The organism is Streptomyces sp. NPDC048637 (genome assembly GCF_040650675.1).
Taxonomy (GTDB): Bacteria; Actinomycetota; Actinomycetes; order Streptomycetales; family Streptomycetaceae; genus Streptomyces.
The window spans coordinates 29,518-55,189 of sequence record NZ_JBEZHQ010000048.1; the positions used below are offsets into that span (position 1 = coordinate 29,518).

The window sequence follows — 25,672 nt, forward strand, 5'->3', positions numbered from 1 at the left end:
GTGCGGTAACCCACCGGCCCGGAGGGGCCGTTGTGCCCCACGGCCGTCGGCATGGAGGGTACCGCTGCGAACGGTACCCTCCCGGACGCGGCCGGCGGGCCTGCTGCCCCCGGCGCTCGCGGCAGGAACGGCCGGGGGCGCCGGGGTGTGCCCGAGGGGGCGTCAGCCGCTCAGTTCCTCGGCCAGCGCACGGAGCGCGAGACGGTACGAGCCGATGCCGAAGCCGGCGACCGTACCGCTGGCGATGGCCGCGATGACCGAATTGTGGCGGAACTCCTCGCGGGCGTACGGGTTGGAGATGTGCACCTCGATCAGCGGGGCGGTGCGCTGGGCGGCCGCATCCCGCATGCCGTACGAATAGTGCGTGAAGGCACCGGGGTTGATGATGACCGGAATCGATCCGTCGGCGGCCTCGTGCAGCCAGCGGATCATCTCCCCCTCGTCGTTGGTCTCCCGGACCTCGGCCTCGAACCCCAGCTCCTTGCCGAGCCTGGTGCACTCCTCGACCAGCCCGGTGTAGGAGGTGGCGCCGTAGACGTCGGGCTCACGGGATCCCAGCCGGCCGAGGTTGGGCCCGTTGAGGACGAGCACCCGGCGGGTCTTGCCGCTCATGCCGTGCCCCTTCCGCTCACCCTGGCTCACGCCGCGATCTCCGCGTGTGCCGCGAGCAGCATGGCCGGGTCCGGGCCCTCCAGGACGGTCGGCTTGGCGAGGCCGTCCAGGACGATGAAGCGCAGCCGGTCGCCGCGGGACTTCTTGTCGACCTTCATCGTCTCCAGCAGCTTGGGCCACTGGTCGCCCCGGTAGGTCAGCGGCAGCCCGACGGACTCCAGGACGGAGCGGTGCCGGTCGGCGGTGGCATCGTCCAGCCGGCCGGCGATCCGGCCGAGTTCGGCGGCGAAGACCATGCCGACGGAGACGGCCGCGCCGTGCCGCCAGTTGTAGCGCTCGTTCTTCTCGATGGCGTGCGCCAGGGTGTGGCCGTAGTTGAGGATCTCGCGCAGACCGGACTCCTTGAGGTCCGCGGAGACCACCTCGGCCTTGACCCGGATCGCCCGCTCGATCAGCTCGGCGGTGTGCGCACCGTCCGGGCGCTTGGCGGCCTCCGGGGCCGACTCGATCAGGTCGAGGATCGCCGGGTCGGCAATGAAGCCGGCCTTGATGACCTCGGCCAGACCGGAGACGTAGTCGTGCACCGGCAGCGAGTCCAGCGCGGCCAGGTCGCAGAGCACACCGGCCGGCGGGTGGAAGGCACCGACGAGGTTCTTGCCCTCGGCGGTGTTGATGCCGGTCTTGCCGCCGACGGCCGCGTCCACCATGCCGAGCACAGTGGTCGGTACGGCGATCCAGCGCACCCCGCGCAGCCAGGTCGCGGCGACGAAGCCGGCCAGGTCGGTGGTGGCGCCGCCGCCGACGCCGACGATCACATCGCTGCGGGTGAAGCCGGACTGGCCGAGCGCCTTCCAGCAGTAGGCCGCGACCTCGGCGGTCTTGGACTCCTCGGCGTTCGGCAGCTGGACGGCGATCGCCTCGTAGCCCTGGGAGGCCAGGTCTTCGCGCAGCGCCTCGCCGGTGGCGGCCAGCGCCTCCGGGTGCAGCACCGCCACGCGCTTGACGCCCTCGCCGATCAGACCGGGGAGTTCACCGAGCAGCTGCCGCCCGACGAGCACCTCGTACGGATCGGTGCCCGCCGTGCCGCCGACCTGGATACGGGTGGCCTGCTCCGTCATGCCTGTTCCTCCCTGTGGGCGGCCTGCGGGGCGTCTCCCGCGGCCTGGCGTAGCTCCAAAGCGTCCAGGATCGCCTCGGCGACCTGCTCGGGGGTCCGCTCCCCCGTGGCGATCACGGCGCGCGCGACCTCGGTGTACAGCGGACGGCGGCGCTCCATCAGCTCGCGCCACTGCTTGCGGGGATTGACGGCCAGCAGCGGGCGGGGCGCGTCGAGGCCCACCCGCTTGACGGCGTCCGCGAGTTGGACGTCCAGGAAGACCACCGGAAGTCCGGTCAGCAGCTTGCGGGTGCCGTCGTCGAGGATGGCGCCACCGCCGAGCGCGAGCACTCCCGGGTGGCCGTCGAGCGCGGCACGTACCGCGGCCCGTTCCAGGTCGCGGAAGTGCGGCTCGCCCTCGTCGATGAAGATCTCGGCGATCGGCCGGCCGGCCGTTTCGACGATATCGGCGTCGGTGTCCCGGTAGCCGACGCCCAGCCGCTCGGCCAGCAGTGCACCCACCGTCGACTTGCCGGCCCCGGGCGGGCCGATCAGCACGACGGCCGGCGACGTCATCGGATCGCCAGGTTGTCGAGGAAGTTCTGCACATTGCGGCGGGTCTCCGGCACGCTGTCGCCGCCGAACTTCTCCACCACCGCATCCGCCAGCACGAGGGCCACCATCGCCTCGGCGACGATGCCGGCGGCAGGCACGGCGCAGACGTCCGAGCGCTGGTGGTGCGCCTTGGCCGCCTCACCGGTGGTCACATCGATGGTCGCCAGCGCCTTCGGCACCGTCGCGATCGGCTTCATCGCGGCGCGCACCCGCAGCAGCTCGCCGGTCGTCAGCCCGCCCTCGGTGCCGCCGGAGCGGCCCGAGCTGCGCTTGATCCCGTCGTCGGTCGAGAGGATCTCGTCATGGGCCTTCGAGCCCGGCACCCGCGCCAGGTCGAAGCCGTCGCCGACCTCGACGCCCTTGATCGCCTGGATGCCCATGAGGGCGGCGGCCAGCCGGGCGTCCAGACGCCGGTCCCAGTGCACATGCGAGCCGAGGCCCACCGGCACGCCGTAGGCCAGCACCTCGACGACCCCGCCGAGGGTGTCGCCGTCCTTGTGGGCCTGGTCGACCTCGGCGACCATCGCCTTGCTCGCGTCCGCGTCCAGGCAGCGCACCGGGTCGGCGTCCAGCTTCTCGACGTCGGAGGGCTTGGGGACGACTCCGTACGGGGCCTTGGCCGCGGCCAGCTCGACGACGTGCGAGACGATCTCGATACCGGCCGTCTCCTTGAGGAAGGAACGGGCGACCGCGCCGAGGGCGACCCGGGCGGCGGTCTCGCGGGCGGAGGCGCGCTCCAGGATCGGGCGGGCCTCGTCGAAGCCGTACTTCTGCATCCCGGCGAGGTCGGCGTGGCCGGGGCGGGGACGGGTCAGCGGCGCGTTACGGGCCAGCGCGGCCAGCTCCTCCGGGTCCACCGGGTCGGCCGCCATGACCTGCTCCCACTTGGGCCACTCGGTGTTGCCGACCATCACGGCCACCGGAGAGCCCAGCGACAGACCGTGCCGCACCCCGCCCAGGAAGGTCACCTGGTCCTGCTCGAACTTCATCCGGGCACCGCGGCCATAGCCGAGCCGGCGCCGGGCCAGCGCGTCCGCCACCATCTCCGTGGTGATCGGCACTCCGGCCGGAAGGCCCTCCAGCGTCGCCACGAGTGCGGGGCCGTGCGACTCCCCCGCCGTCAGCCAGCGCAACCTGCTCAACGGTGCTCCTCATGTACTGCTCATCCGCGTACGGTCTTCCCCCGATCCTCCCACGTCGCACGGGACGACCGGCGCCCAGTCCAGGGTGCGGACCGGGCGCGCGGGGACGTACGGGACGGACCGGGCCGACCGGGCCCGGTACGGAGCGTCAGCGGGCGGCGAGCGCCGCCTCACCTGCCGTGCGCATCGCGGCCAGCGGCGCCGGTGACCGGCCCGTCATCTGCTCCACCTGCAGTACGGCCTGGTGGACCAGCAGGTCGAGGCCGCCGACCACGGCGCCGCCGCGGGCGGCCCAGGCCGCGGCCAGCGCCGTCGGCCAGGGCTCGTAAAGCACATCGAAGAGCGTGCCGGGCCGGTCGGGGACCGCGGCGGCGAGCGCGTCGGTGGTCCCTGCCGGGGTGGTGGCGACGGTCAGCGGTGCCTCGAAGGCCGCGGCGGCGTCCTCCCAGGCGGCGGTGCGGACCGTGACCCCGAGCCGCTCGCCCCAGCCGCGCATCTCGTCGGCACGCGCCGCGCTGCGGACATACGCGGTGACCTCGCCGGTGCAGATCCGGGAGAGCGCGGCGAGCGCCGAGGAGGCGGTGGCTCCGGCACCCAGGACCGACGCCCGCTCGACCTGCCGCACCCCGCGCTCACGCAGCGCGGCGATCATGCCGGGGATGTCGGTGTTGTCGCCGAGACGACGCCCGTCGTCGGTGAAGACCACCGTATTGACGGCCTCAACGGAGGCAGCGACGTCGCTGACCTCGTCGAGCAGCGGCATCACCGCTCGCTTCAGCGGCATGGTCAGCGAAAGCCCACGCCATTCCGGGCCAAGCCCCGCACAGAAACCGGGCAGTGACGCCTCGTCAACCTCGAACCGGCCATACGTCCAATTCCGCAGCCCCAATGCCTCGTATGCGGCTCGGTGCAACACCGGCGAGAGGGAGTGCGCAATAGGCGATCCGAGGACCGCCGCCTTCTTCGTATCCGACACGACCCGGCCTTAGTTCGCGTTCTTCTGCGCTTGCTGTCGCTTGTTGAATTCCCTGACAAGCTTCATGTGATCGGTGAGATTCGTAGTGAAGTCCGTCTTCTTCCCATCGACCGAAATGAAGTAGAGCCACCTGTTGGACTTGTCCGGGTTGACCGTCGCCTTCAAGGCATCGTCCCCGGGGTTTCCGATCGGGCCGGGTGGCAGACCTCGATAGAAATAGGTGTTGTACGGGTCGTCGTAGTTCCGGATCTCGTCCGTACTGATATTGATTTTACTCTGATTCTTCAGGTAGTTGAAGGCCGAGTCAAATTCGAGCTTCTGGTTGGTGTCCGTGTTACTCGGGTCGAGCCGGTTGTAGACGACCGCCGCCATCTTCCGGAAGTCATCGTGCGTCATACCCTCGGCCTGGGTGAGGCTGGCGACAGTAATCAGCTGCAACGGGGACTTCAGATGGAATTTCTTGGCGTTCGCCTCCAGGTCGTAATTCGCGTACACCTGCTTCGCCCGGGAGACCATCTGCTTCAGAACATCCGTCGGCTTGGCCTTCTCACCGACGCTGTAGGTCGACGGATAGAGGAAGCCCTCCAGCGGGTCCTTCAGCTTCGACGAGCTCTTGACCCACGACGGCAGCCCGAGGCTCTTGGTCTCGGCCTCGGCGGCGTCCTTGGTCGTGCCCTTCTTGAGGTGGAGCTTCGTGTCGATCAGTTTGTAGACGTCGCCGGAGCGCAGCCCCTCACGGATCGTGAGGCCGTTGCGGCTCTTGGGGTCCACCATCAGCTCGACGGCCGAGGCCGCGGACATGTGCTTGCGCAGGGAATATGTCCCGGGCTGCAGGACTTTATCCTTCTTGCTGTCGGTAGCGGCCTCGGAGAAGGCGTCAGCGCTCTTGACCACGCCTGCACGCTTGAGGGCCAGCCCCATCTGCAGGATCGTGGAATTCTCCGGGATGTCGACCTGGACCTCGCCGGTTCCTTCGCCCTCGTAGTCGGGGGCCGAGCCGAGGTGGCTCATGATGAAGTCATAGCCGAAATAGCCGACGGTGCCGACGGCTCCGGCGAAGAACAGGGTGACGACCAGGCAGGCCCGGCCGCTGCGTCGCTTGTTCTTCTTGTTCTTCTTGTTCTTCTTCCCGCGGCGCTCGCGGCCGCCCCGGCCGTCCTCGCGCGGGTCGAGGTCGTCACGGCCGTCGTCATCGCCGTGGTCCGCGAAGAACGCATGCTCCGGCTCCGGCTCGCGCGGCTCCGGATCGGCCCGCCAGTCGTCGCCGGCACCGGTGCCGTCGTCGTAGTGCGGCTCCGGGTGCTGAGGGTGCGGCGGCTGCTGGTACTGCTGTTGCTGCTGCATCCCCTGCTGGCCCTGCATACCCGGCTGCCGCAGCTGCTGGGCCTGCGGCGGCGGATAGGCGTCCGGAGCGGCGTAGTAGTCGGAACCCGTCCCGCCGTACGGGTCGGCCGGCGGCTGCTGCCCGTAGGGGTCGTACGGGTCGTACGGCGACTGCCCGCCCTGCGCACCGTCCCAGCCGCCGTTGTAGTGCTGCTGGGCATACGGGTCAGCCTGCTGCTGGGGATACCGGTGGGCCTGGTGTCCGTCCCACTGAGGCTGCTGCTCCTGGCCTCTGGAGGAACCCTGGTCTCCGTAGAGCGGGTCCTCGGGATGCCACGGTTCGGAGCCGTAGCCCCGGCCATACTCGGTCATCGATCCCCTAGAGCCGAGAGGCGGTGCACTCGGTCTGGCAGCGCGTCCTTGCTGTACCCGATCCGCCTCTACTTGCACGCGCGGCTGTTCGAACGCCGCACATCGCGCGGAACGTTACCGTACCGCGATCAGATGACCACTTCGACGCTCTCGCCCGGAGGTTCCCCGGAGACGCGTTCGGTCTCCAGCGCGCTCTGCAGGATGACCACCGCGGCCGCCTGGTCGACCACCGAGCGGCCCTTCTTGCTCCGGACGCCCGAGGCCCGCAGGCCCTGGGTGGCCGTGACCGTCGACATCCGCTCGTCGACCAGCCGGACCGCTATGGGGGCGATGTTCCGGGCCATTTCCTGGGCGAAGGCCCGGACCTTGGCCGCGGCCGGCCCCTCTCCCCCACTGAGGGAGCGGGGCAGGCCGACCACGACTTCGAGGGGCTCGTACTCCTCGACGATCGCCTTGAGCCGACGGTGCGCTGACGGAACATCACGTCCCGGCACGGTCTCGACGGGGGTGGCGAGGACCCCGTCGGGGTCGCACGAGGCGACCCCGATCCGGGCATCCCCGACATCCACGGCGATGCGCCGTCCGCGTCGCATCTCACTCACGCGCGTCAGGCCGCCTCGGCGACGAGGCGCTCGACGGCCTCGATGGCCTCGGGCACCGCGGCGGGGTTCTGACCGCCGCCCTGGGCGACGTCCGGCTTGCCGCCGCCACCGCCACCGAGCGTCTTGGCGGCCGTACGGACCAGGTCACCGGCCTTGATACCGCGCTCGCGGGCGGCCTCGTTGGTGGCGATGACCGTCACCGGGCGGCCGTTGGCGACCGAGAACAGCGCCACGACGACGGCACGGTCGCCCTGGATCCGGCCGCGGACGTCCAGCACCAGCTTGCGCAGATCGTCGGCGGAGGTGCCGTCCGGGACCTGCCCGGCGGCCAGCGCCACCCCGCGGACGTCCTTGGCGCCGTCGGCCAGCCCCGCGGCGGCCTGCAGCACCTTCTCGGCGCGGAACTTCTCGATCTCCTTCTCGGCGTCCTTCAGCTTGGCCAGGACACCGGAGATCTTCTCGGGCAGCTCCTCCGGGCGGCCCTTGACCAGCTCGGTGAGCTGGGAGACGACGGTGTGCTCCCGGGCCAGGAACTTGTAGGCGTCCACGCCGACCAGCGCCTCGACGCGGCGTACGCCGGAGCCGATGGAGGACTCGCCGAGCAGCTTCACCAGGCCCAGCTGAGCGGTGTTGTGGACGTGAGTGCCGCCGCACAGCTCCTTGGAGAAGTCACCGATGGTGACGACCCGGACGCGGTCGCCGTACTTCTCGCCGAATTCGGCGATGGCGCCCTGCTTCTTGGCGTCGTCCATGCTCATGACCTCGGCGTGCACATCGAGCTCACGCGAGAGCACCTCATTGATCTTCTGCTCGACGTCCGTGAGGACCCCGCCCGGCACGGCGGCCGGCGAGCCGAAGTCGAAGCGGAAGCGGCCCGGGGAGTTCTCCGAGCCGGCCTGCGCGGCCGTGGGGCCGAGGGCGTCGCGCAGCGCCTGGTGGGTGAGGTGGGTGGCGCTGTGGGCGCGGGCGATGGCGCGCCGGCGGGTGACATCGATGGTGGCGTACGCGGCCGAGCCGAGCACCACCTCGCCGACCTGGACGGCGCCCTTGTGGACCGTGACCCCGGGCACCGGCTGCTGGACGTCACGGACCTCGACGACGGCGCCGGAGTCCAGCTTGATCCGGCCGGTGTCGGCGAGCTGGCCGCCGCCCTCGGCGTAGAAGGGGGTGCGGTCCAGGACGACCTCGACCTCGTCGCCCTCATGGGCGGCGGGGGCCGGGGCGCCGTTGACCAGGAGGCCGACGACCGTGGACTCGCCCTCGGTGGAGCTGTAGCCGGTGAACTCCGTGCTACCGGACTTGTCGGCGACCTCACGGTAGGCGGACAGGTCGGCGTGGCCGCTCTTCTTGGCCTGGGCATCGGCCTTGGCGCGCTCCCGCTGCTCCTTCATCAGGCGGCGGAAGCCGTCCTCGTCCACCGAAAGGCCCTGCTCGGCGGCCATTTCGAGGGTGAGGTCGATCGGGAAGCCCCAGGTGTCGTGGAGCAGGAAGGCCTTGTCGCCGGGCAGGACCGAGCTGCCGGCGGCCTTGGTGTCCGTGACGGCGGTGTCGAGGATGTTGGTGCCGGCCTTCAGCGTCTTGACGAAGGCGGCCTCCTCGGCGAGGGCGACGGTCTCGATGCGGCGGCGTTCCTCCAGCAGCTCCGGGTACTGCTGGCCCATGGTCTTGATGACCACGTCCAGCAGCTCGCCGACGACCAGTCCGCTCGCGCCGAGCAGGCGCATGTTGCGGATGGCGCGGCGCATGATGCGGCGCAGGACGTAGCCGCGGCCCTCGTTGCCGGGGGTGACACCGTCGCCGATGAGCATCGTGGACGTACGGATGTGGTCGGCGACCACGCGCAGCGAGACATCGCTGTCGTGGGAGGTGCCGTAGTGGACGCCGGTCAGCTCGGTGGCCTTGTCGATGACGACGCGCAGGGTGTCCGTCTCGTACATGTTCGGGACGTCCTGCAGGATCATCGCCAGGCGTTCGAGGCCGAGGCCGGTGTCGATGTTCTTGCTGGGCAGGTCACCGAGGATCTCGAAGTCCTCCTTGCTGGTGCCCGCACCCCGCTCGAACTGCATGAAGACCAGGTTCCAGATCTCCACGTACCGCTCGTCGTTGACGGCCGGGCCGCCCTCGATGCCGAACTCCGGGCCACGGTCGTAGTTGATCTCGGAGCACGGGCCGCAGGGGCCCGGGACGCCCATGGACCAGTAGTTCTCCTTCTTGCCCAGGCGCTGGATGCGCTCCCTGGGCACCCCGACGACGTCGTGCCAGATGCGCTCGGCCTCGTCGTCGTCCAGGTAGACGGTGATCCAGAGCTTCTCCGGGTCGAGGCCGTAGCCGCCGTCGGCCTGCGAGCCGGTCAGCAGCTCCCAGGCGTACTTGATGGCGCCTTCCTTGAAGTAGTCGCCGAAGGAGAAGTTGCCGCACATCTGGAAGAACGTGCCGTGCCGGGTGGTCTTGCCGACCTCTTCGATGTCCGGCGTACGGACGCACTTCTGGACGCTGGTGGCGCGCGGGGCGGGCGGCTTGACCTCGCCGAGGAAGTACGGCTTGAAGGGGACCATGCCCGCGTTGACGAGCAGCAGCGTCGGGTCGTCCGCGATGAGCGACGCCGACGGCACGACGGTGTGCCCACGCTCTTCGAAGAAGCGCAGCCAGCGGCGGCGGATTTCAGCCGACTCCATCAGTGGTCCTCTTTTCCAGTCGGTCCGGTCAGACCGGTGTGTCCGGTTGTTCTCGTGGTTCGGTACTGCGGTTCGAGCACCGCGCGACGCGGCGCGGGCAGCTCACGGACCTCGTTCGGCTCGCCGAGCCCCAGGGCGTCGTGCAGCTGCTCTTCACGGTCCGCCATTCCGGTCCGTACGTCCAATGCAAATTGGCGCAGCCGGTGTCCGGTCTCGACGGCCTTGTCCGCGGCCTGTGCGGCGAGGCTGTCGGGCTGCAGCTTGCGCAGCTTGCGGTGGACCTTGTTGGTGGCCCACACGCCGGCGGCGGCGCCGGTGGTGAACCAGAATGCGCGGCGGAACATCGCTGTGATCAGTCCTTGGAGCGACGGTTGCGGCGCCCGCCGCGGCGGGCGCCGGGCAGGGTACGGCCGAGGACGACGGTGCGCTTCGGCTCCGGTTCGCCCTTCTTGCCGATCGCGCGGCGCACGCCGTAGCCGAACGCCGCCACCTTGACCAGCGGGCCGCCGAAGGCGGAGGACACGGTCGAGGAGAGCGCGGAGGCGTTGGCGGTGACCTCTTGGACGTCGGCGGCGATGGCATCGACGCGGGCCAGCTGGGTGTGCGCGGAGCGGACCGTTGCGGAGGCGTCGGCGAGGAGGGGCACGGCCTGCTCGGACACCTCGGCCACCATCTTGGTGGTCGCCTTGAGCGTCTGTGCGAGCCTCACCAGCACGAGGGCGAGGAACGACACAAGGATCGCCCAGAAGACGGCCACGAGGATCCCGGCCACCTCTCCACCGGACACGTTGGCACCACTCTCCGACTGGTTTGGTCTGGTTCTCGTCCTGCTCGAACGGCAACCTTGACCTTATCGCGCCGTGACTGTCCGTCCGTACCCGTTCCCGGTGGCGCGGAGCGGCCGCCAGGGGAATCCGGCGACGTGATTGTACGGTCCGCATCCTGCCGAGTACGCTCCGTGTGCCATGCGACGCCTCACGCGCCCCGGTCCCGTCTCCCGCCCTTCCCCCGAGCGTCTGCGGGCGCCGGGCAGGCCGGGGAACCTTCCCGCGGAACTCAACCGCTTCATCGGCCGCGACGACGAACTGGCCGCGCTGGCACGGCAGCTGGACTCGGCCCGGCTGGTGACGCTCACCGGCCTCGGCGGCGTCGGCAAGTCCCGGCTCGCCCGCCATGGCGCAGCGATCTTGCAGGATCGCTTCTGCGATGGGGTGTGGCTGGTCGAACTGTCTTCTCTGCGCGAAGCGCATCTCCTGGACCACACCGTCGCCGAGGCGCTGGCACTGGCCGACCACAGCGGCCGTCCGGTGCGCGCCGCACTGTGCGACCACCTCGCCGGCCGGGAACTGCTGCTCGTCCTGGACGGCCATGAGCATCTGGTCGACGCCTGCGCCGAACTGACCGCGGAGCTGCTGCGCCGCGCCCCCGGGCTGCGGGTGCTGGCCGCCGGACGGCGGCCGCTCGGGCTCACCGGCGAGCAGACTGTGGCGCTGGCGCCGCTGAACACCGCCGATGCGACCGCCCTGTTCGCCGACCGCGCCGCGGCCGTGCTCGGCGGCTTCACCGTCGAAGCGGCCAACGAGGCGGCGGTCACCGAGCTCTGCGAGCGGCTCGACGGGATTCCGCTCGCGCTGGAGCTGGCCGCCGGACGGCTGCGCGCGCTGTCCGTGGACCAGGTGCTCCACCGGCTCGACGACCGCTTCCGGCTGCTGACCGGCACTGCCCGCGGCGCCCTGCCGCGCCATCAGACTCTGCGTACCGCGATCGGCTGGAGCCATGAGCTGTGCACTCCCGAGGAGCGGCTGCTGTGGGCGCGGCTGTCGGTCTTCGCCGGGCAGTTCGACCTGGAGGCGGCCGAGTACGTCTGCTCGGGCCCTGAGCTGCCGGCCGCCGAACTCCTCGACGTCATCGCGGAGTTGGTCGCCCAGTCGGTGCTGGTGCGCGAGGAGACCGCGGCCGGGGTGCGCTACCGGATGCTGGACACCGTACGGGCCTACGGCGCGGGCTGGCTGGCGGCGACCCCCGACGGTGACCGGCTGCGGCGCCGGCACCGCGACTGGTATCTGGGGCTGGCCACCTGGTGCGAACTGGACTGGTTCAGCTCCCGGCAGACCGAGATCGCGGCCCGGATCGAGGCCGAGCTGCCCAATCTGCGGGTGGCGCTGGAGCAGAGCCTGGAGTGCCCCGCCGATACGCACCTGGGCCAGTACCTGGCGGGCACTCTGTGGTTCTACTGGGTGGGCTGCGGGCGGCTCTCCGAGGGCCGGCACTGGCTGGACCGGGCCCTAGAGCTGGAGAGCGACCACGACGACGCACGGCTGAAGGCGCTGTGGGTGGCCGGCTATGTCGCGGTGCTCCAGGGGGACACCGTCGGCGCGCTGGGGGCGCTGCAGGAGTGCCGCGACGAGGCCGAGCGGACCGGCAACGCCACCGCGGCCGCCTATGCGCTGCACCGCACCGGCTGTCTGGCGCTGGTCTGCGACGACATGCCGCGCGCCGAGGGGCTGCTGCGCGGGGCGCTGCGGCGCTACCGGGAGATCGGCGAGCTCAACAGCAATGTGCTGCTGGGGCAGGTCGAGCTGGCGATGGCGGTGGCCTTCCGGGGCGAGCCGGCGGACGCGGTGCGGCTGTGCGAGGACGTCCTGGAGGTGTGTGAGGACCACGGGGAGCGCTGGACGCGGGCGTACGCCCAGTTCGTGCTGGCGTACGCGGCATGGTCGCGCGGCGACGGCGAGCGGGCCCGGGCCCTGCTGGAGGAGTCCCTGGCCGTCCATCACGCCTTCCACGACCTGCTGGGCGTGGTGCTGGCGATCGAGCTGCTGGCGATGGTGACGCTCGGCGAGGGGGACGCGGAGGAGGCGGCGGTGCTCCAGGGCGCCGCGGGCGGGATCTGGCCTTCGGTGGGGCTGCCGCTGTTCGGTTCGCGCCACTTCCGCCGGCCGCATGCGCTGTGCGAGGAACAGGCCCGGCAACGACTGGGGGCCGAGGGCTACGGGCGTGCCCTGCGCGCGGGCGAGCGTCTCGGCCTGGACGCGGCGGTGGCCCGGATCCTGCGGTCCGGCGGTCCGGTGCCCGCCCGGCACCGGACGGTGTGGATCGTGCCGCCGGGCACGAACGAGCCCGCCGCCTCCCCCTCCGCGAGCGGCGGGGAGACGGCGGGCTGAGCGTGGTGCTGCGCCTGCGGTGGTGCTTAGCGGGCGTAGTACTCGACGACGAGCTGCTCGTCGCAGATCACCGGGATCTCCTTGCGGTTCGGGTCCCGGTCGAGGCGGAACGCCAGAGCCGGCAGGTTGACCTCGAGGTAGCGCGGGGTCTCACCGTCGGTGTCGTAGCCACCCTCACGGGCGACCTGGAAGGGGTGCTTCTCGCGGCTGCGCTCGCGGACCATCACGACGTCGCCGGGGCGGACGCGGAAGGACGGCTTGTCGACCTTGCGGTCGTTCACCGAGATGTGGCCGTGGACGACCATCTGACGAGCCTGGTAGATGGTGCGGGCGATGCCCGACCGCAGGACGAGCGCGTCCAGACGGCGCTCAAGCTCGATGATCAGCGCTTCGCCGGTCTTGCCTTCGACCTTCCGAGCGCGGTCGTAGGCACGCGCCATCTGGCGCTCGCTGATGTCGTACTGCGCACGCAGACGCTGCTTCTCGAGCAGACGGACCTTGTAGTCACTGTTCTGCTTGCGGCCACGGCCGTGCTCGCCGGGCGGGTAGGGACGGGCCTCGAAGTACTTGACGGCCTTCGGCGTCAGGGCGATGCCGAGCGCGCGGGACTTCTTGACCTTGGGACGCGACTGGTTCACGTGGAACGGACCTCCGTGTAAGTTAGGTGAGGCTTACCTTAGCGCGAGGAGAACGCATGTTTCGACCTGGGATCCCCCTGCCCGGTGCACACCGCACCGAGGCGGGTCAGCCGCGTCCCGTGGAAGACGCCCAGCAGCCCACTGCCGCCGAGCGCGTACGAACCCTCGTCGAGTCCAATGGTATGGCGTCTTTGGACATCCCCGGTGTCGAGGACCCTGACGAGAGCGGACTCTCGGCGCCGGTCTGCCGGACCGTGACACCCGACGGAGACGTGCTGTTGCTGGTTTCCGGCGACTCTGCGGCGGCTCGGGCGGCGGCACACGCACAGGACGACGACCTGACAGCCGTGATGGAGATCACGGATGTCGCGCCGGTTTCGGTGCCCCATCGCATCCGCGGACGGGCCTGGGTGGCCGGCTGGCTCACCCCCGTACGCAACGAGCAGCGCGCCGGGGCGGCGCTGCTGCTCGCGGAGCGGCACCCGGTCGGCGAGCTGCTCGGCATCGGCGAGGCACTGCAGCCGGAGCCCGCACCGGGCCTGTACGGGCGGACCGCCTGGATGATGCTGCGCCTAGAGGTCGGTGAGGGCGCGGTGGACGATCTGTGGGGCTCCGAGTCCGTCGAGCCGGACGACTTCGCCGCCGCGGCCGCCGATCCGCTGGCCGCCCACGAGGCGGAGCTGCTGCAGCATCTGCACGCCGCGCACAGCGAGCAGGTGCGCGGGCTGTGCGCCCTGCTGGGCGACCGCGAGGCGGCCTGCGGGCTGCGCGACCGGGCCGTGCCGGTGGGCCTGGACCGCTTCGGCCTGCGGGTCCGCTTCACGGACGCCGAGCAGCACTCCTTCGACGCGCGGTTCGACTTCCCCGAGCCCGTGCGGGACGTGAGGGAGTTGCGGCGGGCGATGCATCTCCTCTTCGAGGCGGCGGCCGAGTAGACCGGGTCCGCCGCCCGCTCGGCGGACGGTGGCCGGGAGACCGACGGGATCGGCGCCCGGCCCGGCCGGCGGCGGGGTTATTCGGCGGCGCTCTCGCCGGAGTCCGAGCGCAGGCGCACCCGCACCCGCTCGACGACATCGGCGTAGCGCGCCTCCGCACCGTGGCGGGTGGGCTCGTAATAGCGCTTGCCGTGCACCTCGTCCGGCGCATACTGCTGGGCCGCGATACCGCCCGGCAGGTCGTGCGGATACTGATAGCCCTGGCCGTGGCCGAGCTTCTGAGCGCCCTTGTAGTGGCCGTCGCGCAGATGCGGCGGCACCGCACCCGCCCGGCCGGCCCGGACGTCCGCCAGCGCGGCGTCGATGGCCATATAGGCGGCGTTCGATTTCGGCGCCAGGGCGAGCGCGATGGTGGCCTGGCTCAGCGTGATCCGCGCCTCCGGGAAGCCGATCATCGCCACGGCCTGGGCGGCGGCGACCGCGGTCTGCAGGGCCGCCGGATCGGCCAGGCCGATGTCCTCGCTCGCCGAGATCATCAGCCGGCGGGCGATGAACCGCGGGTCCTCCCCCGCCTCGATCATGCGCGCCAGGTAGTGCAGCGCGGCGTCGACGTCCGAGCCCCGGATGGACTTGATCAGCGCGCTGGCGACGTCATAGTGCTGGTCACCGTCGCGGTCGTACTTCACCGCCGCGCGGTCGACGGACTCCTCCAGGGTGGCGAGGGTGATCTCCTTCTCGCCCTTGGCCAGCGCGGAGCCCGCCCCGGCCTCCAGGGCCGTCAGCGCGCGCCGGGCGTCGCCGCCCGCGATCCGCAGCAGATGCCCCTCGGTGTCCTCGGGGAGGGTGACCGCGCCGGCCAGCCCGCGCGCATCGGTCAGCGCACGCCGCAGCAGCCCGCGCAGATCGCCGTCCGTGAGGGGTTCGAGGGTCAGCAGCAGCGAGCGGGACAGCAGCGGCGAGATCACCGAGAAATACGGATTCTCGGTCGTCGCAGCGATCAGGGTGACCCAGCGGTTCTCCACGGCCGGCAGCAGGGAATCCTGCTGGGCCTTGCTGAAACGGTGGATCTCGTCGAGGAAGAGGACGGTCTCCTTGCCGAAGCCGCCCGAGGCGCGCCGCGCACCGTCGATGACCGCGCGGACCTCCTTGACGCCCGCGGTGATCGCCGAGAGCTCCACGAAGCGCTTGTTCGTCGCCTGGCTGACGACATACGCCAGGGTCGTCTTCCCGATGCCCGGCGGTCCCCACAGGAACACCGAGGACGGCCCCGCGGGCCCCCCGCTGCCCTCGCCGACGAGGCGGCGCAGGGGCGAGCCCGGCTTGAGCAGATGCTGCTGGCCCACGACTTCGTCGAGGGTGCGCGGGCGCATCCGGACGGCGAGCGGGGACCCCGCGGGGTCCTTCTCCTGGCGGTCTTCGGCAGCGGCGGTGAACAGGTCGGGCTCCACGATCACGAGCCTAAGCCACCCCACTGACAACGCCCCGGCCGCCGTCAGGGACGGGCCGGGGCGTCAGGGCCGGACATGCGGGCCGAGGGGCGTTCTAGAGCAGGGTGCTCCAGTACGACGACCACCACCTGGTGAGGATCAGCAGCGCGATCACGCCGTACCAGAGCACCGGCACGACCCAGTGGAACTCCAGCACCGCCCGGCGCAGCCCCGCGGGGGCCGGGATGATGCCGTGCTTGACGTTGTGCACGGTGGTGTACCAGAACATCAGGATGGTGACGCACCAGGTCAGCGTGCACCACAGGCACAGCGAGTTGATGTGGTAAAGCGACTGGACCATCAGCCACATGCAGAAGACCGCGGCGAGCCCGGTGCCGATGTTCAGCCCGGTCCAGTACCAGCGGCGGAAGCGGGCACCCGCCAGCAGGGCCATACCGATCGCGATGACCACGCCGAAACCGACCAGCCCGGCCATCGGGTTCGGGAAGCCGAAGACCTCCGCCTGCTGGCTCTTCATGACGTTGGTGCAGGAAAGGATCGGGTTGAAAGTGCAGTCCGGCACGTATCCCGGGTTCTTCAGCAGCTCGAACTTGTCCAGCGTGATGATCCAGGACGCGAGGATGCCCAGCGCGCCGGTGATCACCAGGAGCAGCGAGAAGCCGCGACCCGAGCCGGTGGTGCCCGTGCCGCTCGCGCGGTCGTCGTCGGTGGACACGTCGTCAAGCTCTGTCGTCGTCATATCGCCGTTCCGTCGATCCCTTGGGAGATGGGGCTGAGCGCGGGCCCGGTCACGGGCACGCCGTTCATTCTGCCCCAACTCCACCATGACCCACTGTGCGACGAACATAAAGAAGAGCCCTCCGCACACAGCGTTCTCTCAGGTTCGCTCCACTCGCGCCTGCCCTGTCCGCCCGCCCGGCGGGCGGACACCGCGGGTGCTGCCGGGCCGGAATCCCTTCGCCGGGATGAACGCACGGCCGGCGTTGACACCGGACGCCCGGCGGCACGGGGGCCCGGCAAAGACGAGGGGCCCGGCCGGCCGCTCGCCGTCCGGGCCCCCCGGGGCCGCCGCCCCGCGGTCTCAGCCCAGCGTGCGCCGGACCTCCTCGACCGCGGTGTCCAGCGCGACCGCGGTCTGCTCACCGCTCTCCAGGTCCTTGAGCTGGACCACGCCCTCGGCCAGATCCCGCTCGCCCGCCACCAGCGCCAGCCGCGCGCCGGAGCGGTTGGCGGACTTCATCGCGTTCTTCAGGCCCTTGCCGCCGAACGCGAAGTCGGTGGCGACACCGGACCGGCGCAGCTCGGTGACCACACCGAACAGCACCCGGCGGGCCTCCTCGCCGAGCGGCACCGCGTAGACGGCCGTGGCGGCGGGGATGTCGAGCGTGATGCCCTCCGCCTCCAGCGCCAGCACCGTGCGGTCGACGCCCAGCGCCCAGCCCACGGACGGCAGTGCGGGCCCGCCGATCATCTCGGAGAGACCGTCGTAGCGGCCGCCGCCGCCCACCGCGGACTGCGAGCCCAGGCCGTCGTGGACGAACTCGAAGGTGGTGCGGGTGTAGTAGTCCAGGCCGCGGACCAGCTTCTCGTCGTCCTCGAAGGCCACTCCCGCCGCGGTCAGCAGCTCACGCACCTGCTCGTGGTACGCCTTGCAGGCCTCGCAGAGGTAGTCGCGCAGCTTGGGCGCCCCGTCGAGCTGCTTCTGTACGGCCTCGCGCTTGTCGTCCAGGACGCGCAGCGGGTTGATGTCGACCCGGCGCCGGGTGTCCTCGTCCAGGTCGAGCCCGCGCAGAAAGTCCTGCAGCACGGCGCGGTAGACGGGGCGGCACTCCTTGTCGCCCAGGGAGTTGAGCAGGATGCGGAAGCTCCGCAGCCCCAGCGCGCGGTAGGACTGGTCGGCCAGGATGATCAACTCGGCGTCCAGCGCCGGGTCTTCGGCACCGATGGCCTCGGCGCCGACCTGGGAGAAGTGGCGGTAGCGGCCCTTCTGCGGACGCTCGTAGCGGTAGTACGAGCCGGAGTACCAGAGCTTGACCGGGAGGTTGCCCGCCTTGTGGAGGTTGGCCTCCAGTGCGGCGCGCAGCACGGACGCGGTGCCCTCGGGGCGCAGCGCCAGCTGGTCGCCGCCCTTGGTCTCGAAGGCGTACATCTCCTTGGTCACGATGTCGGTGGACTCACCGACGCCGCGCGCGAACAGCTCGACATTCTCGAAACCGGGTGTCTCGATGTAGCCGTACCCGGAGTTCTTCAGCGGCGCGGCGATCGCCTCGCGCACCGCGAGATAGGTGGCGGACTGCGGCGGAATCAGGTCGTACGTGCCCTTGGGGGCCTTGAAGGTGCTCACGGAAGTCTCGTCACATTCCTCGTCGTGGAGCGGCGCTGAAGCCGTCTCCGAGGCCGGCGGCCACTTCCCGCAGGAAGGGGTTGGTGGCGCGCTCGCGGCCGATGGTGGTCTGGGGGCCGTGGCCGGACAGGACGACGGTCGAGTCCTCCAGCGGCAGGCACACACGCGCCAGCGACTGCAGGATCTCGCCGTGGTCGCCGCCCGGCAGATCGGTGCGTCCGATGGAGCCGGCGAAGAGCAGGTCGCCGGAGAAGAAGACCGGCGGAATGTCGGCCTGCTCGGGCATCCTGAACGTCACCGACCCCTTGGTATGGCCCGGGGCGTGCGCGACGGAGAATTCCATCCCGGCGAGTTCCAGGGCGGCACCGTCGCTCAGCTCCTTGACGTCGTCCGGCTCCCCCACGGTGAGTTCGCCCATGAGCTGCTGACCGATGGAGCGGCCGATGCCCTTCTCCGGGTCGCTCATCATGTAGCGGTCCGCGGGGTGGATCCAGGCCGGGACATCGTGCGCACCGCACACCGGGACCACGGAGGCGACATGGTCGATATGGCCATGGGTGAGAACGACCGCGACAGGCTTGAGCCGATGCTTTGCGACCGCGTCCTCGACTCCTTGGGCCGCCTGGTGGCCCGGGTCGATGATGACGCACTCCTCGCCGGCGGCGGGGGCGACCAAGTAGCAATTGGTGCCCCAGGCCCCGGCGGGGAACCCGGCAATCAGCACGTTCGTCCTTAAAGGTCGGTGGTGGGGGGCGGTCCGCGGGACCGCTCCCGGACATCTCGGCAGCTCCAGAGCCTACCGGCGGGACTCCCGACAGGGCGAACCCGTATACGGTACGGCCACGGCCGACGACAACGATCGGTGACCGGACTAAGGAGACGACCGGTGGTCAGCAGAGATCAGCGGCGGCGGCAGCTCGCCAGGGAGAAGTACGAGCGCCAGCAGCAACGGCGGTCCGTGGCCCAGCACAAGGCCAAACGCCGCACGGTGGTCATCGCGTCCGCGGTGGCCGTCGCACTGGCCGCCGGCGTCGCCGCCTACGCCTCCGCCGGACTGGCCGGCAACGACCAGGAATCCGACCGGGCGGCGGCAACCCCGTCCCCCGCCAAGGCGCCGGACCCGTGCGGCAGGCCCGCCCCGGGCACGCCCGCCACCAAGACCTGGAAGAAGGAGCCGGCGATGTCCCTCGACACCTCGGCCCCCTACTCCGCGAAGCTGGCGACGACCTGCGGCACGATCGAGCTGAAGCTGGACGCCGGCAAGGCACCGCACACGGTCAACTCCTTCGCCTTCCTGGCTGGCCAGGGCTACTTCGACCACAGCAAGTGCCACCGCCTGGTCGACCAGGGCCTCTACGTCCTGCAGTGCGGCGACCCGATGGGCACCGGCCAGGGCACCCCCGGCTACACCATCCCGGACGAGAACCTCAACGACTCCCGGCTCAAGGGCGGCGTCTATCCGGCGGGCACGGTCGCGATGGCCAACCGCTATGACGGCCGGAGCGACCGGACCCGCAATTCCGGGGGCAGCCAGTTCTTCCTCGTCTACCGGGACAGCAAGCTGCCCCCGAACTACACACCGTTCGGCACCGTCACCGGTGGTATGGATGTGCTGAAGAAGATCGCCAAGGCCGGTTCGACGCCCGACCGGCAGACCGGCAACACCGCGCCGAACGCCACCGTCGTGATCGACAAGGCATCCGTCAAAAGGTCCTGACCTGCCGGGCGACCTGGGGTGGTGCATCGGCGCCGCCGTGCGCACCGCGGAATTTCGGTCGTGCTGGATGCGGACAGCCGACCGCCGGTCGCCTAGATTGGCGTTGTGTAGGGTGCCTGCTCCGACGGCTGCCACCCTCACCCGCAATTCAGCCCGTCGGACCGGTCAGGGCGCGGCTCTGCCGGACAGAAACTGTGGACGATGCCGGGGGGCCGCACGCCCCCGTCGGCATCATGTGGAGGAGGCGCTGTGAGCAGCGACCCATGGGGCCGCGTCGACGAGACGGGGACCGTGTACGTGCGTACCGCCGAGGGCGAGCAGGTCGTCGGATCGTGGCAGGCGGGAACCCCCGAGGAGGCCCTCGCCTACTTCGAGCGCAAGTATGAGGGCCTGGTCGTCGAGATCGGCCTCCTCGAGCGCCGGGTCAAGACCACCGACCTGTCGGCGAAGGACGCCACGACCGCGATCGAGCATCTGCGCACCCAGGTCGACGAACACCACGCGGTGGGCGATCTGGACGCGCTGCGGAAGCGGCTCGACAAGCTCGTCGAGTCCGTCGAATCGCGCCGCGAGGAGCGCAAGGCACAGAAGGCGCGGCAGAGCAACGAAGCCCGGCAGGCCAAGGAGAAGCTGGTCGCCGAGGCCGAGGAGCTGGCGGCCAGTGAGCAGTGGCGGGCGGCCGGCGAGCGGCTGCGCGCCCTGGTCGACACCTGGAAGGGCCTGCCACGGCTCGACCGCAAGGCGGACGACGAACTGTGGCACCGCTTCTCGCACGCCCGCTCGGCGTTCTCCAAGCGGCGCAAGGCGCACTTCGCGTCGCTGGACGCGCAGCGCGAGGAGTCCCGTAAGGCGAAGGAGAAGCTGGTCGCCGAGGCCGAGGCGCTGTCGAACTCGACGGACTGGGGGGCCACCGCGGCCCGCTACCGCGAGCTGATGGCGGACTGGAAGGCCGCCGGACGCGCCCAGCGCGAGCACGAGGACGATCTGTGGAACCGCTTCCGCGGCGCCCAGGACATCTTCTTCCAGGCGCGCGGTGAGGTCTTCGCGGAGCGCGATGCCGAGCAGCGGGAGAATCTGACCCGCAAGGAGGAGCTGGCCGTCGAGGCCGAAAAGCTGCTCCCCGTCTCGGACCTGAAGGCCGCGCGGGCGGCGTTCCGCTCGATCAATGAGCGGTGGGAGGCCATCGGCCATGTCCCGCGGGACGCCCGCCCGAAGATCGAGGGCCGGATGCACGCCGTCGAGCGGGCCATCCAGGAGGCCGAGGAGACCGAGTGGCGCCGTACGAACCCTGAGGCGCGGGCCCGCGCCGCGGGGCTGACCGGCCAGCTCCAGGACGCGGTCGACAAGCTGGAGAAGCAGATCGACACGGCCCGGGCGGCCGGCAACAACGCCAAGGCCGACAAGCTCGGCCGGGAGCTGGCGGGCCGCAAGGCACTGCTGGACCAGGCGCTCAAGGGCCTGGAGGAGTTCGGCGGCTGAGAGTGACGCACCGAGGGCCCCGGTACGGATTCCGTACCGGGGCCCTTCGTGCGTGCGGCCTATGGCCTCCGGGCCGACGTCACCCGGTACACGTCGTACACGCCCTCCACGCCCCGGACCGCCTTCAGCACATGCCCCAGATGCTTCGGATCGCCCATCTCGAACGTGAAGCGGGAGGTGGCGACGCGGTCGCGGGAGGTCTGGACGGCCGCTGAGAGGATGTTGACGTGCTGGTCGGACAGGATCCGGGTGACGTCCGACAGGAGCCGGGAGCGGTCCAGGGCCTCGACCTGGATGGCGACCAGGAAGACCGAGGACTGGGTGGGCGCCCACTCGACCTCGAGTATCCGCTCCGGCTGCCGGGACAGCGAGTCGACGTTCACGCAGTCGGCGCGGTGCACCGAGACGCCGTTGCCGCGGGTGACGAAGCCGATGATGGGGTCGCCCGGCACCGGCGTACAGCAGCGGGCCAGCTTGACCCACACATCGTCGACGCCCTTGACGACCACACCGGGGTCGGCACTGGAACGGCGCTTGGAACGCGGCCGGATCGGGGTCGACTCGGCGATGTCCTCGGTCGCCTCGTCCTGGCCGCCGAGCGCCTGCACCAGCTTCTGGACGACGCTCTGCGCGGCGACATGGCCCTCGCCGATGGCGGCGTACAGCGAGGAGATGTCGGGGTAGCGCATCTCGTGCGCGAGGGTGACCAGGGAGTCGCCGGTCAGGATCCGCTGGATCGGCAGGTTCTGCTTGCGCATGGCGCGCGCGATGGCGTCCTTGCCCTGCTCGATGGCCTCGTCGCGGCGCTCCTTGGAGAACCAGCCGCGGATCTTGTTGCGGGCGCGCGGGGACTTGACGAAGCCGAGCCAGTCGCGGGACGGCCCGGCACCCGCCGCCTTGGAGGTGAAGACCTCCACCAAGTCGCCGTTGTCCAGGGTCGATTCGAGCGGTACGAGGCGCCCGTTGACCCGTGCCCCTATCGTGCGGTGGCCGACCTCGGTGTGCACCGCATAGGCGAAGTCGACGGGGGTGGCACCGGCCGGCAGCGCTATGACATCGCCCTTGGGCGTGAAGACGAAGACCTCGTTGCGGGACAGGTCGAAGCGCAGCGACTCCAGGAACTCGCCGGGGTCCTCGGTCTCCTTCTGCCAGTCCAGCAACTGCCGCAGCCAGGCCATGTCGTTGACGGTGTCCTGGCCGGCGCCCTTGCCGACGCCCTTGGGCACGTCCGTACGCACCTTGGACGTGCCGGCGACCGCCTCCTGCTTGTACTTCCAGTGGGCGGCGATGCCGTACTCGGCACGGCGGTGCATGTCGAACGTACGGATCTGGAGCTCAACGGGCTTGCCGCTGGGGCCGATCACGGTCGTGTGCAGCGACTGGTACATGTTGAACTTCGGCATCGCGATGTAGTCCTTGAACCGGCCGGGGACCGGGTTCCATCGCGCGTGGATGGTGCCGAGCGCGGCGTAGCAGTCGCGGACGGTGTCGACGAGGACGCGGATGCCCACCAGATCGTAGATCTCGGCGAAGTCGCGGCCGCGCACGATCATCTTCTGGTAGACGCTGTAGTAGTGCTTCGGGCGGCCGGTGACGGTGGCCTTGATACGGGCGGCACGCAGATCGGCCTGGACCTCGTCGGTCACTATGGCCAGATACTCGTCGCGCTTGGGCGCCCGCTCGGCGACCAGCCGCACGATCTCGTCGTACATCTTGGGGTAGAGGATCGCGAAGGCGAGGTCCTCCAGCTCCCACTTGATGGTGTTCATGCCCAGGCGGTGGGCGAGCGGAGCGTAGATCTCCAGCGTCTCGCGGGCCTTCTTCTCCTGCTTCTCCCGCTTGAGGTAGCGCATGGTGCGCATGTTGTGCAGCCGGTCGGCGAGCTTGATGACCAGGACGCGCGGGTCCTTGGCCATCGCGACGACCATCTTGCGGACGGTCTCGGCCTGCGCCGCCTCGCCGAACTTGACCTTGTCCAGCTTGGTGACGCCGTCGACCAGCAGCGCCACCTGGTCGCCGAAGTCGCGGCGGAGGGTGTCCAGGCCGTACTCGGTGTCCTCGACGGTGTCGTGCAGCAGGCCCGCCATCAGCGTGGCCGGGTCCATGCCCAGCTCGGCGAGGATGGTGGTGACCGCGAGCGGGTGGGTGATGTACGGGTCGCCGCTCTTGCGCTTCTGGCCGCGGTGCCAGCGCTCGGCGACCTGGTAGGCCCGCTCGACCTGGCGCAGCGTCGCGGTCTCGATCTTGGGGTCATTGCCGCGGACGGCCCGCAGCAGCGGCTCCAGGACCGGGTTGTACGGGCTGGAGCGCTGGACACCGAGGCGGGCCAGGCGGGCGCGTACCCGGTTGGGGGAGCCGGAGCGGCCGGCGGGGGCGGGCGGCAGCGGCTTGGGAGCGGCGGGCTGGTCGGCCTTGGCGGGCGGCTTGGCCGCCCGGGACGGCGCGGAGGCCGACCGGGACGACGAGGAGGCGGGCCCCGGCTTGGGCTCCGTACGGGGCCGCTCGGCGGGCGCCGGGGACGCGGAGGTGGGGCCGGCCGGCGGCCGGGGCGTGGCGGTGCCGTCGGGCGCGCCCTGCCGCTCGGGCTGGGGCGCGTCCGCGGAAGCCACGTCCGTGGGCTTCGGCTCGTCCGGGCGCGCGGCGTCGGATCCCGTCGGACGCAGTCCGGGGGAGAGCGGCTGGGCCTCGTCTGGCAAGAGCACTCCTCAGGCGGTTCCGGACCCCAGGACCTCGTACGGGCCGGGGTGCCATGGTATCGACCCCGGGGCCGCGGCTCCCCCGCGGCCAGGGGTCCGTACATGACACAGCAGCGGGGGCACCCGGATTCTTCCGGATGCCCCCGCTGCAGAGGTGCTGTGGTGCGAGCCGCTCAGACCGTGATCAGGGCCTCCAGCGGAGCGCCCTTCAGCCCCGGCTCCAGCCGCTGCCGCCCGGCGAGGAAGCCGAGCTCCAGCAGCACGGCCAGGCCCGCGACCTCGGCGCCCGCGCGGCGGATGAGCTGCATCGAGGCGTCGGCGGTACCGCCGGTGGCGAGGACGTCGTCGATCACCAGCACCCGGTCGCCCGGGGCCAGCGCATCGGCGTGGATCTCGATCTCGGCCGTGCCGTACTCCAGCTCGTAGGCCTGGCCGAGCGTCGTGCCGGGCAGCTTGCCCGCCTTGCGGACGGGGACGAAGCCGACACCGGCCCGGACCGCGACCGGAGCGGCGAGTATGAACCCGCGCGCCTCCAGGCCCACGATCTTGTCGACGCGGTGCCGCCCGCACAGCTCGGCGAACGCCTCGGTGAGCGCGCCGAAGGCGGCCGGGTCGGCCAGCAGCGGGGTGATGTCCTTGAACACCACACCCGGCTGCGGGTGGTCCGGGATGTCCGCGATCCGGCTGAGCAGGAGCTCACGCAGTTCGGCGGGGGCGCTCATCGGCGCTTGCCCGACGGGCGGCCGCGTCCGCGGTTACGGGAGGCGGGCTGGTGGCGCGGCCCGACGACCGCGGCACCACCGTCCTCGGCGTCCGCCGTGGCGGGGGCCGGGTCCTCGGTGTCCTCCTGGCTCGCGTCCTTGGCCGCGGCTGCCGCGCGCTTCGCCTTCACCCGCTTGGCCAGTGCCTTTATCTGCGGCTCGCGGCCCTTCAGATCGGCGACCAGCGGGGTCGCGATGAAGATCGACGAGTACGCACCGGCGGCGAGACCGACGAACAGGGCCAGCGAGATGTCGTTGAGCATGCCCGCGCCCAGCACACCGCCACCGACGAACAGCAGACCGGCGACCGGGAGCAGCGCCACGACCGTGGTGTTGATGGAGCGCACCAGGGTGCTGTTGATGGAGCGGTTGGCGATCTCGCTGTACGTGAAGCGGTTCTGCTTGGTGATGTCCTTGGAGGCTTCCTTGAGGCTGTCGAAGACGACCACCGTGTCGTACAGGGAGTAACCGAGGATCGTCAGCAGACCGATGACCGTGCCGGGAGTGACCTCGAAGCCGACCAGGGCGTAGATGCCGACGGTGATCGTGAGGTCGTGGATCAGCGCGATCAGCGCGCCGAGCGCCATCCGCCACTCGAAGGCGATCGCGAGATAGAGCACCACGAGGACCATGAAGATCCCCAGGCCCAGCCAGGCCTTGTTGGCGATCTCCTCACCCCAGCTCGGGCCGACCAGCTGGGTGTTGACGTCCTTGACCGGGATCTTCAGGTCCTTGGCGAGCTCTTCCTGAACCGGCAGCGCCTGCTTGGTGTCCAGACCGCTGATCTGGATGCGCAGCGAGCCGCCGCCGAGCTTCTGCACCACGGCCTGGTGGCCGCCCGCCGCCGACTCGGCCTGGTGCTGGGCCTGCGTGGCGGACACAGAGGTCGCAGGCGTGGTGAAGACCGCGCCGCCGGAGAACTCGATGCCCATGTTCAGGCCGCGCACCGCGAGGCCGACGATGGCCGTGATGGTGATGAGGATCGAGATGCCGTACCAGATCTTCCGCTTGCCGATGAAGTCGTAGCCGACTTCCCCGCGGTAGAGCCGGGCGCCGAGGTTGCCGAGCTTGGACATC

General features: G+C 70.7%; 22 protein-coding genes. 4 read left to right on the forward strand and 18 right to left on the reverse strand.

Going from position 1 to position 25,672, the window contains the following annotated elements:
* Positions 1–162 precede the first annotated feature (162 nt).
* The 10 genes from aroQ to AB0C46_RS36115 form a co-directional block, all read right to left on the reverse strand.
* Positions 163–612, reverse strand: a complete 450-nt coding sequence (aroQ, locus tag AB0C46_RS36070; RefSeq protein WP_362833205.1) for a type II 3-dehydroquinate dehydratase — start codon at positions 610–612, stop codon at positions 163–165.
* 26 nt (positions 613–638) lie between these two features.
* Complete coding sequence (aroB, locus tag AB0C46_RS36075; protein WP_362833207.1) at positions 639–1,730, reverse strand: 3-dehydroquinate synthase; 1,092 nt, start codon at positions 1,728–1,730, stop codon at positions 639–641.
* A complete protein-coding gene (locus AB0C46_RS36080; RefSeq protein WP_362833209.1) occupies positions 1,727–2,284 on the reverse strand; it encodes a shikimate kinase in 558 nt (185 codons plus the stop codon). The genes aroB and AB0C46_RS36080 overlap by 4 nt, the downstream gene beginning before the upstream one ends.
* Positions 2,281–3,465, reverse strand: a complete 1,185-nt coding sequence (gene aroC / locus AB0C46_RS36085) for a chorismate synthase (RefSeq protein WP_362833211.1) — start codon at positions 3,463–3,465, stop codon at positions 2,281–2,283. The genes AB0C46_RS36080 and aroC overlap by 4 nt, the downstream gene beginning before the upstream one ends.
* Positions 3,466–3,613: 148 nt before the next feature.
* Positions 3,614–4,441, reverse strand: coding sequence for a shikimate dehydrogenase (locus AB0C46_RS36090; protein ID WP_362833213.1), 828 nt, complete (start codon positions 4,439–4,441; stop codon positions 3,614–3,616).
* Between the two features lie 9 nt (positions 4,442–4,450).
* Positions 4,451–6,136: an endolytic transglycosylase MltG gene (mltG, locus tag AB0C46_RS36095; protein ID WP_362833215.1), complete on the reverse strand. Its 1,686-nt coding sequence runs from the start codon at positions 6,134–6,136 to the stop codon at positions 4,451–4,453.
* Between the two features lie 128 nt (positions 6,137–6,264).
* Entirely contained in the window at positions 6,265–6,729 is a 465-nt protein-coding gene (gene ruvX / locus AB0C46_RS36100; RefSeq protein ID WP_362833256.1) for a Holliday junction resolvase RuvX, read from the reverse strand.
* A gap of 14 nt (positions 6,730–6,743) precedes the next feature.
* Positions 6,744–9,413 (reverse strand): alanine--tRNA ligase, encoded by a 2,670-nt coding sequence (alaS, locus tag AB0C46_RS36105; RefSeq protein WP_362833217.1) that lies wholly within the window; start codon positions 9,411–9,413, stop codon positions 6,744–6,746.
* Positions 9,413–9,757, reverse strand: a complete 345-nt coding sequence (locus AB0C46_RS36110) for a DUF6167 family protein (protein WP_362833219.1) — start codon at positions 9,755–9,757, stop codon at positions 9,413–9,415. Before AB0C46_RS36110 ends, alaS begins: the two co-directional genes overlap by 1 nt.
* 8 nt (positions 9,758–9,765) lie before the next feature.
* Positions 9,766–10,200 (reverse strand): DUF948 domain-containing protein, encoded by a 435-nt coding sequence (locus tag AB0C46_RS36115; RefSeq protein WP_174876461.1) that lies wholly within the window; start codon positions 10,198–10,200, stop codon positions 9,766–9,768.
* Between the two features lie 178 nt (positions 10,201–10,378).
* Here AB0C46_RS36115 and AB0C46_RS36120 point away from each other — a divergent pair, with 178 nt between their 5' ends.
* The gene (locus AB0C46_RS36120; protein ID WP_362833221.1) at positions 10,379–12,577 is read left to right on the forward strand and encodes an AAA family ATPase; all 2,199 of its coding nucleotides are present in this window, start codon (positions 10,379–10,381) and stop codon (positions 12,575–12,577) included.
* 26 nt (positions 12,578–12,603) lie between these two features.
* Here the strand turns inward: AB0C46_RS36120 and rpsD are convergent, their stop codons facing one another.
* Positions 12,604–13,215, reverse strand: a complete 612-nt coding sequence (gene rpsD, locus AB0C46_RS36125) for a 30S ribosomal protein S4 (RefSeq protein ID WP_127149924.1) — start codon at positions 13,213–13,215, stop codon at positions 12,604–12,606.
* Positions 13,216–13,397: 182 nt separating this feature from the next.
* On the opposite strand from rpsD, the gene AB0C46_RS36130 reads away from it, so the two are divergent.
* On the forward strand, positions 13,398–14,150 hold the full coding sequence (locus tag AB0C46_RS36130; protein ID WP_362833258.1) for a DUF2470 domain-containing protein: 753 nt from the start codon (positions 13,398–13,400) through the stop codon (positions 14,148–14,150).
* Between the two features lie 77 nt (positions 14,151–14,227).
* Here the strand turns inward: AB0C46_RS36130 and AB0C46_RS36135 are convergent, their stop codons facing one another.
* The 4 genes from AB0C46_RS36135 to AB0C46_RS36150 all read right to left on the reverse strand — a co-directional run bounded on the left by AB0C46_RS36135 (position 14,228) and on the right by AB0C46_RS36150 (position 18,666).
* On the reverse strand, positions 14,228–15,598 hold the full coding sequence (locus tag AB0C46_RS36135) for a replication-associated recombination protein A (protein WP_362833224.1): 1,371 nt from the start codon (positions 15,596–15,598) through the stop codon (positions 14,228–14,230).
* A gap of 94 nt (positions 15,599–15,692) precedes the next feature.
* Positions 15,693–16,337 (reverse strand): vitamin K epoxide reductase family protein, encoded by a 645-nt coding sequence (locus AB0C46_RS36140; RefSeq protein ID WP_362833226.1) that lies wholly within the window; start codon positions 16,335–16,337, stop codon positions 15,693–15,695.
* 342 nt (positions 16,338–16,679) lie between these two features.
* Positions 16,680–17,942 carry a histidine--tRNA ligase gene (hisS, locus tag AB0C46_RS36145; protein ID WP_362833228.1) on the reverse strand — a complete coding sequence of 421 codons (1,263 nt, stop codon included), beginning with the start codon at positions 17,940–17,942 and terminating at the stop codon, positions 16,680–16,682.
* Positions 17,943–17,952: 10 nt separating this feature from the next.
* Positions 17,953–18,666, reverse strand: a complete 714-nt coding sequence (locus AB0C46_RS36150; RefSeq protein WP_362833230.1) for an MBL fold metallo-hydrolase — start codon at positions 18,664–18,666, stop codon at positions 17,953–17,955.
* Between the two features lie 162 nt (positions 18,667–18,828).
* Between AB0C46_RS36150 and AB0C46_RS36155 the strand changes: the two genes are divergently transcribed.
* Positions 18,829–19,659, forward strand: a complete 831-nt coding sequence (locus AB0C46_RS36155) for a peptidylprolyl isomerase (RefSeq protein WP_362833232.1) — start codon at positions 18,829–18,831, stop codon at positions 19,657–19,659.
* A gap of 249 nt (positions 19,660–19,908) precedes the next feature.
* A complete protein-coding gene (locus AB0C46_RS36160; RefSeq protein WP_362833234.1) occupies positions 19,909–21,138 on the forward strand; it encodes a DUF349 domain-containing protein in 1,230 nt (409 codons plus the stop codon).
* Between the two features lie 59 nt (positions 21,139–21,197).
* Here AB0C46_RS36160 and AB0C46_RS36165 read toward each other — a convergent pair whose 3' ends face one another.
* The 3 genes from AB0C46_RS36165 to secF form a co-directional block, all read right to left on the reverse strand.
* Positions 21,198–23,834 carry a RelA/SpoT family protein gene (locus tag AB0C46_RS36165; RefSeq protein WP_362833236.1) on the reverse strand — a complete coding sequence of 879 codons (2,637 nt, stop codon included), beginning with the start codon at positions 23,832–23,834 and terminating at the stop codon, positions 21,198–21,200.
* Positions 23,835–24,007: 173 nt separating this feature from the next.
* Positions 24,008–24,556, reverse strand: a complete 549-nt coding sequence (locus tag AB0C46_RS36170) for an adenine phosphoribosyltransferase (RefSeq protein WP_362833238.1) — start codon at positions 24,554–24,556, stop codon at positions 24,008–24,010.
* On the reverse strand, positions 24,553–25,671 hold the full coding sequence (gene secF / locus AB0C46_RS36175) for a protein translocase subunit SecF (RefSeq protein WP_362833240.1): 1,119 nt from the start codon (positions 25,669–25,671) through the stop codon (positions 24,553–24,555). The genes AB0C46_RS36170 and secF overlap by 4 nt, the downstream gene beginning before the upstream one ends.
* Position 25,672 lies beyond the last annotated feature (1 nt).

Bases quoted from the DNA above. Each gene is read 5' to 3' on its own strand.
- AB0C46_RS36130 (WP_362833258.1), top strand. From the start codon at position 13,398: ATGGCGTCTTTGGACATCCCCGGTGTCGAGGACCCTGACGAGAGCGGA.
- AB0C46_RS36140 (WP_362833226.1), bottom strand. From the start codon at position 16,337: ATGACGACGACAGAGCTTGACGACGTGTCCACCGACGACGACCGCGCG.
- ruvX (WP_362833256.1), bottom strand. From the start codon at position 6,729: ATGCGACGCGGACGGCGCATCGCCGTGGATGTCGGGGATGCCCGGATC.
- alaS (WP_362833217.1), bottom strand. From the start codon at position 9,413: ATGGAGTCGGCTGAAATCCGCCGCCGCTGGCTGCGCTTCTTCGAAGAG.
- secF (WP_362833240.1), bottom strand. From the start codon at position 25,671: ATGTCCAAGCTCGGCAACCTCGGCGCCCGGCTCTACCGCGGGGAAGTC.
- mltG (WP_362833215.1), bottom strand. From the start codon at position 6,136: ATGACCGAGTATGGCCGGGGCTACGGCTCCGAACCGTGGCATCCCGAG.
- aroB (WP_362833207.1), bottom strand. From the start codon at position 1,730: ATGACGGAGCAGGCCACCCGTATCCAGGTCGGCGGCACGGCGGGCACC.
- AB0C46_RS36120 (WP_362833221.1), top strand. From the start codon at position 10,379: ATGCGACGCCTCACGCGCCCCGGTCCCGTCTCCCGCCCTTCCCCCGAG.
- aroQ (WP_362833205.1), bottom strand. From the start codon at position 612: ATGAGCGGCAAGACCCGCCGGGTGCTCGTCCTCAACGGGCCCAACCTC.
- AB0C46_RS36170 (WP_362833238.1), bottom strand. From the start codon at position 24,556: ATGAGCGCCCCCGCCGAACTGCGTGAGCTCCTGCTCAGCCGGATCGCG.
- AB0C46_RS36110 (WP_362833219.1), bottom strand. From the start codon at position 9,757: ATGTTCCGCCGCGCATTCTGGTTCACCACCGGCGCCGCCGCCGGCGTG.
- AB0C46_RS36080 (WP_362833209.1), bottom strand. From the start codon at position 2,284: ATGACGTCGCCGGCCGTCGTGCTGATCGGCCCGCCCGGGGCCGGCAAG.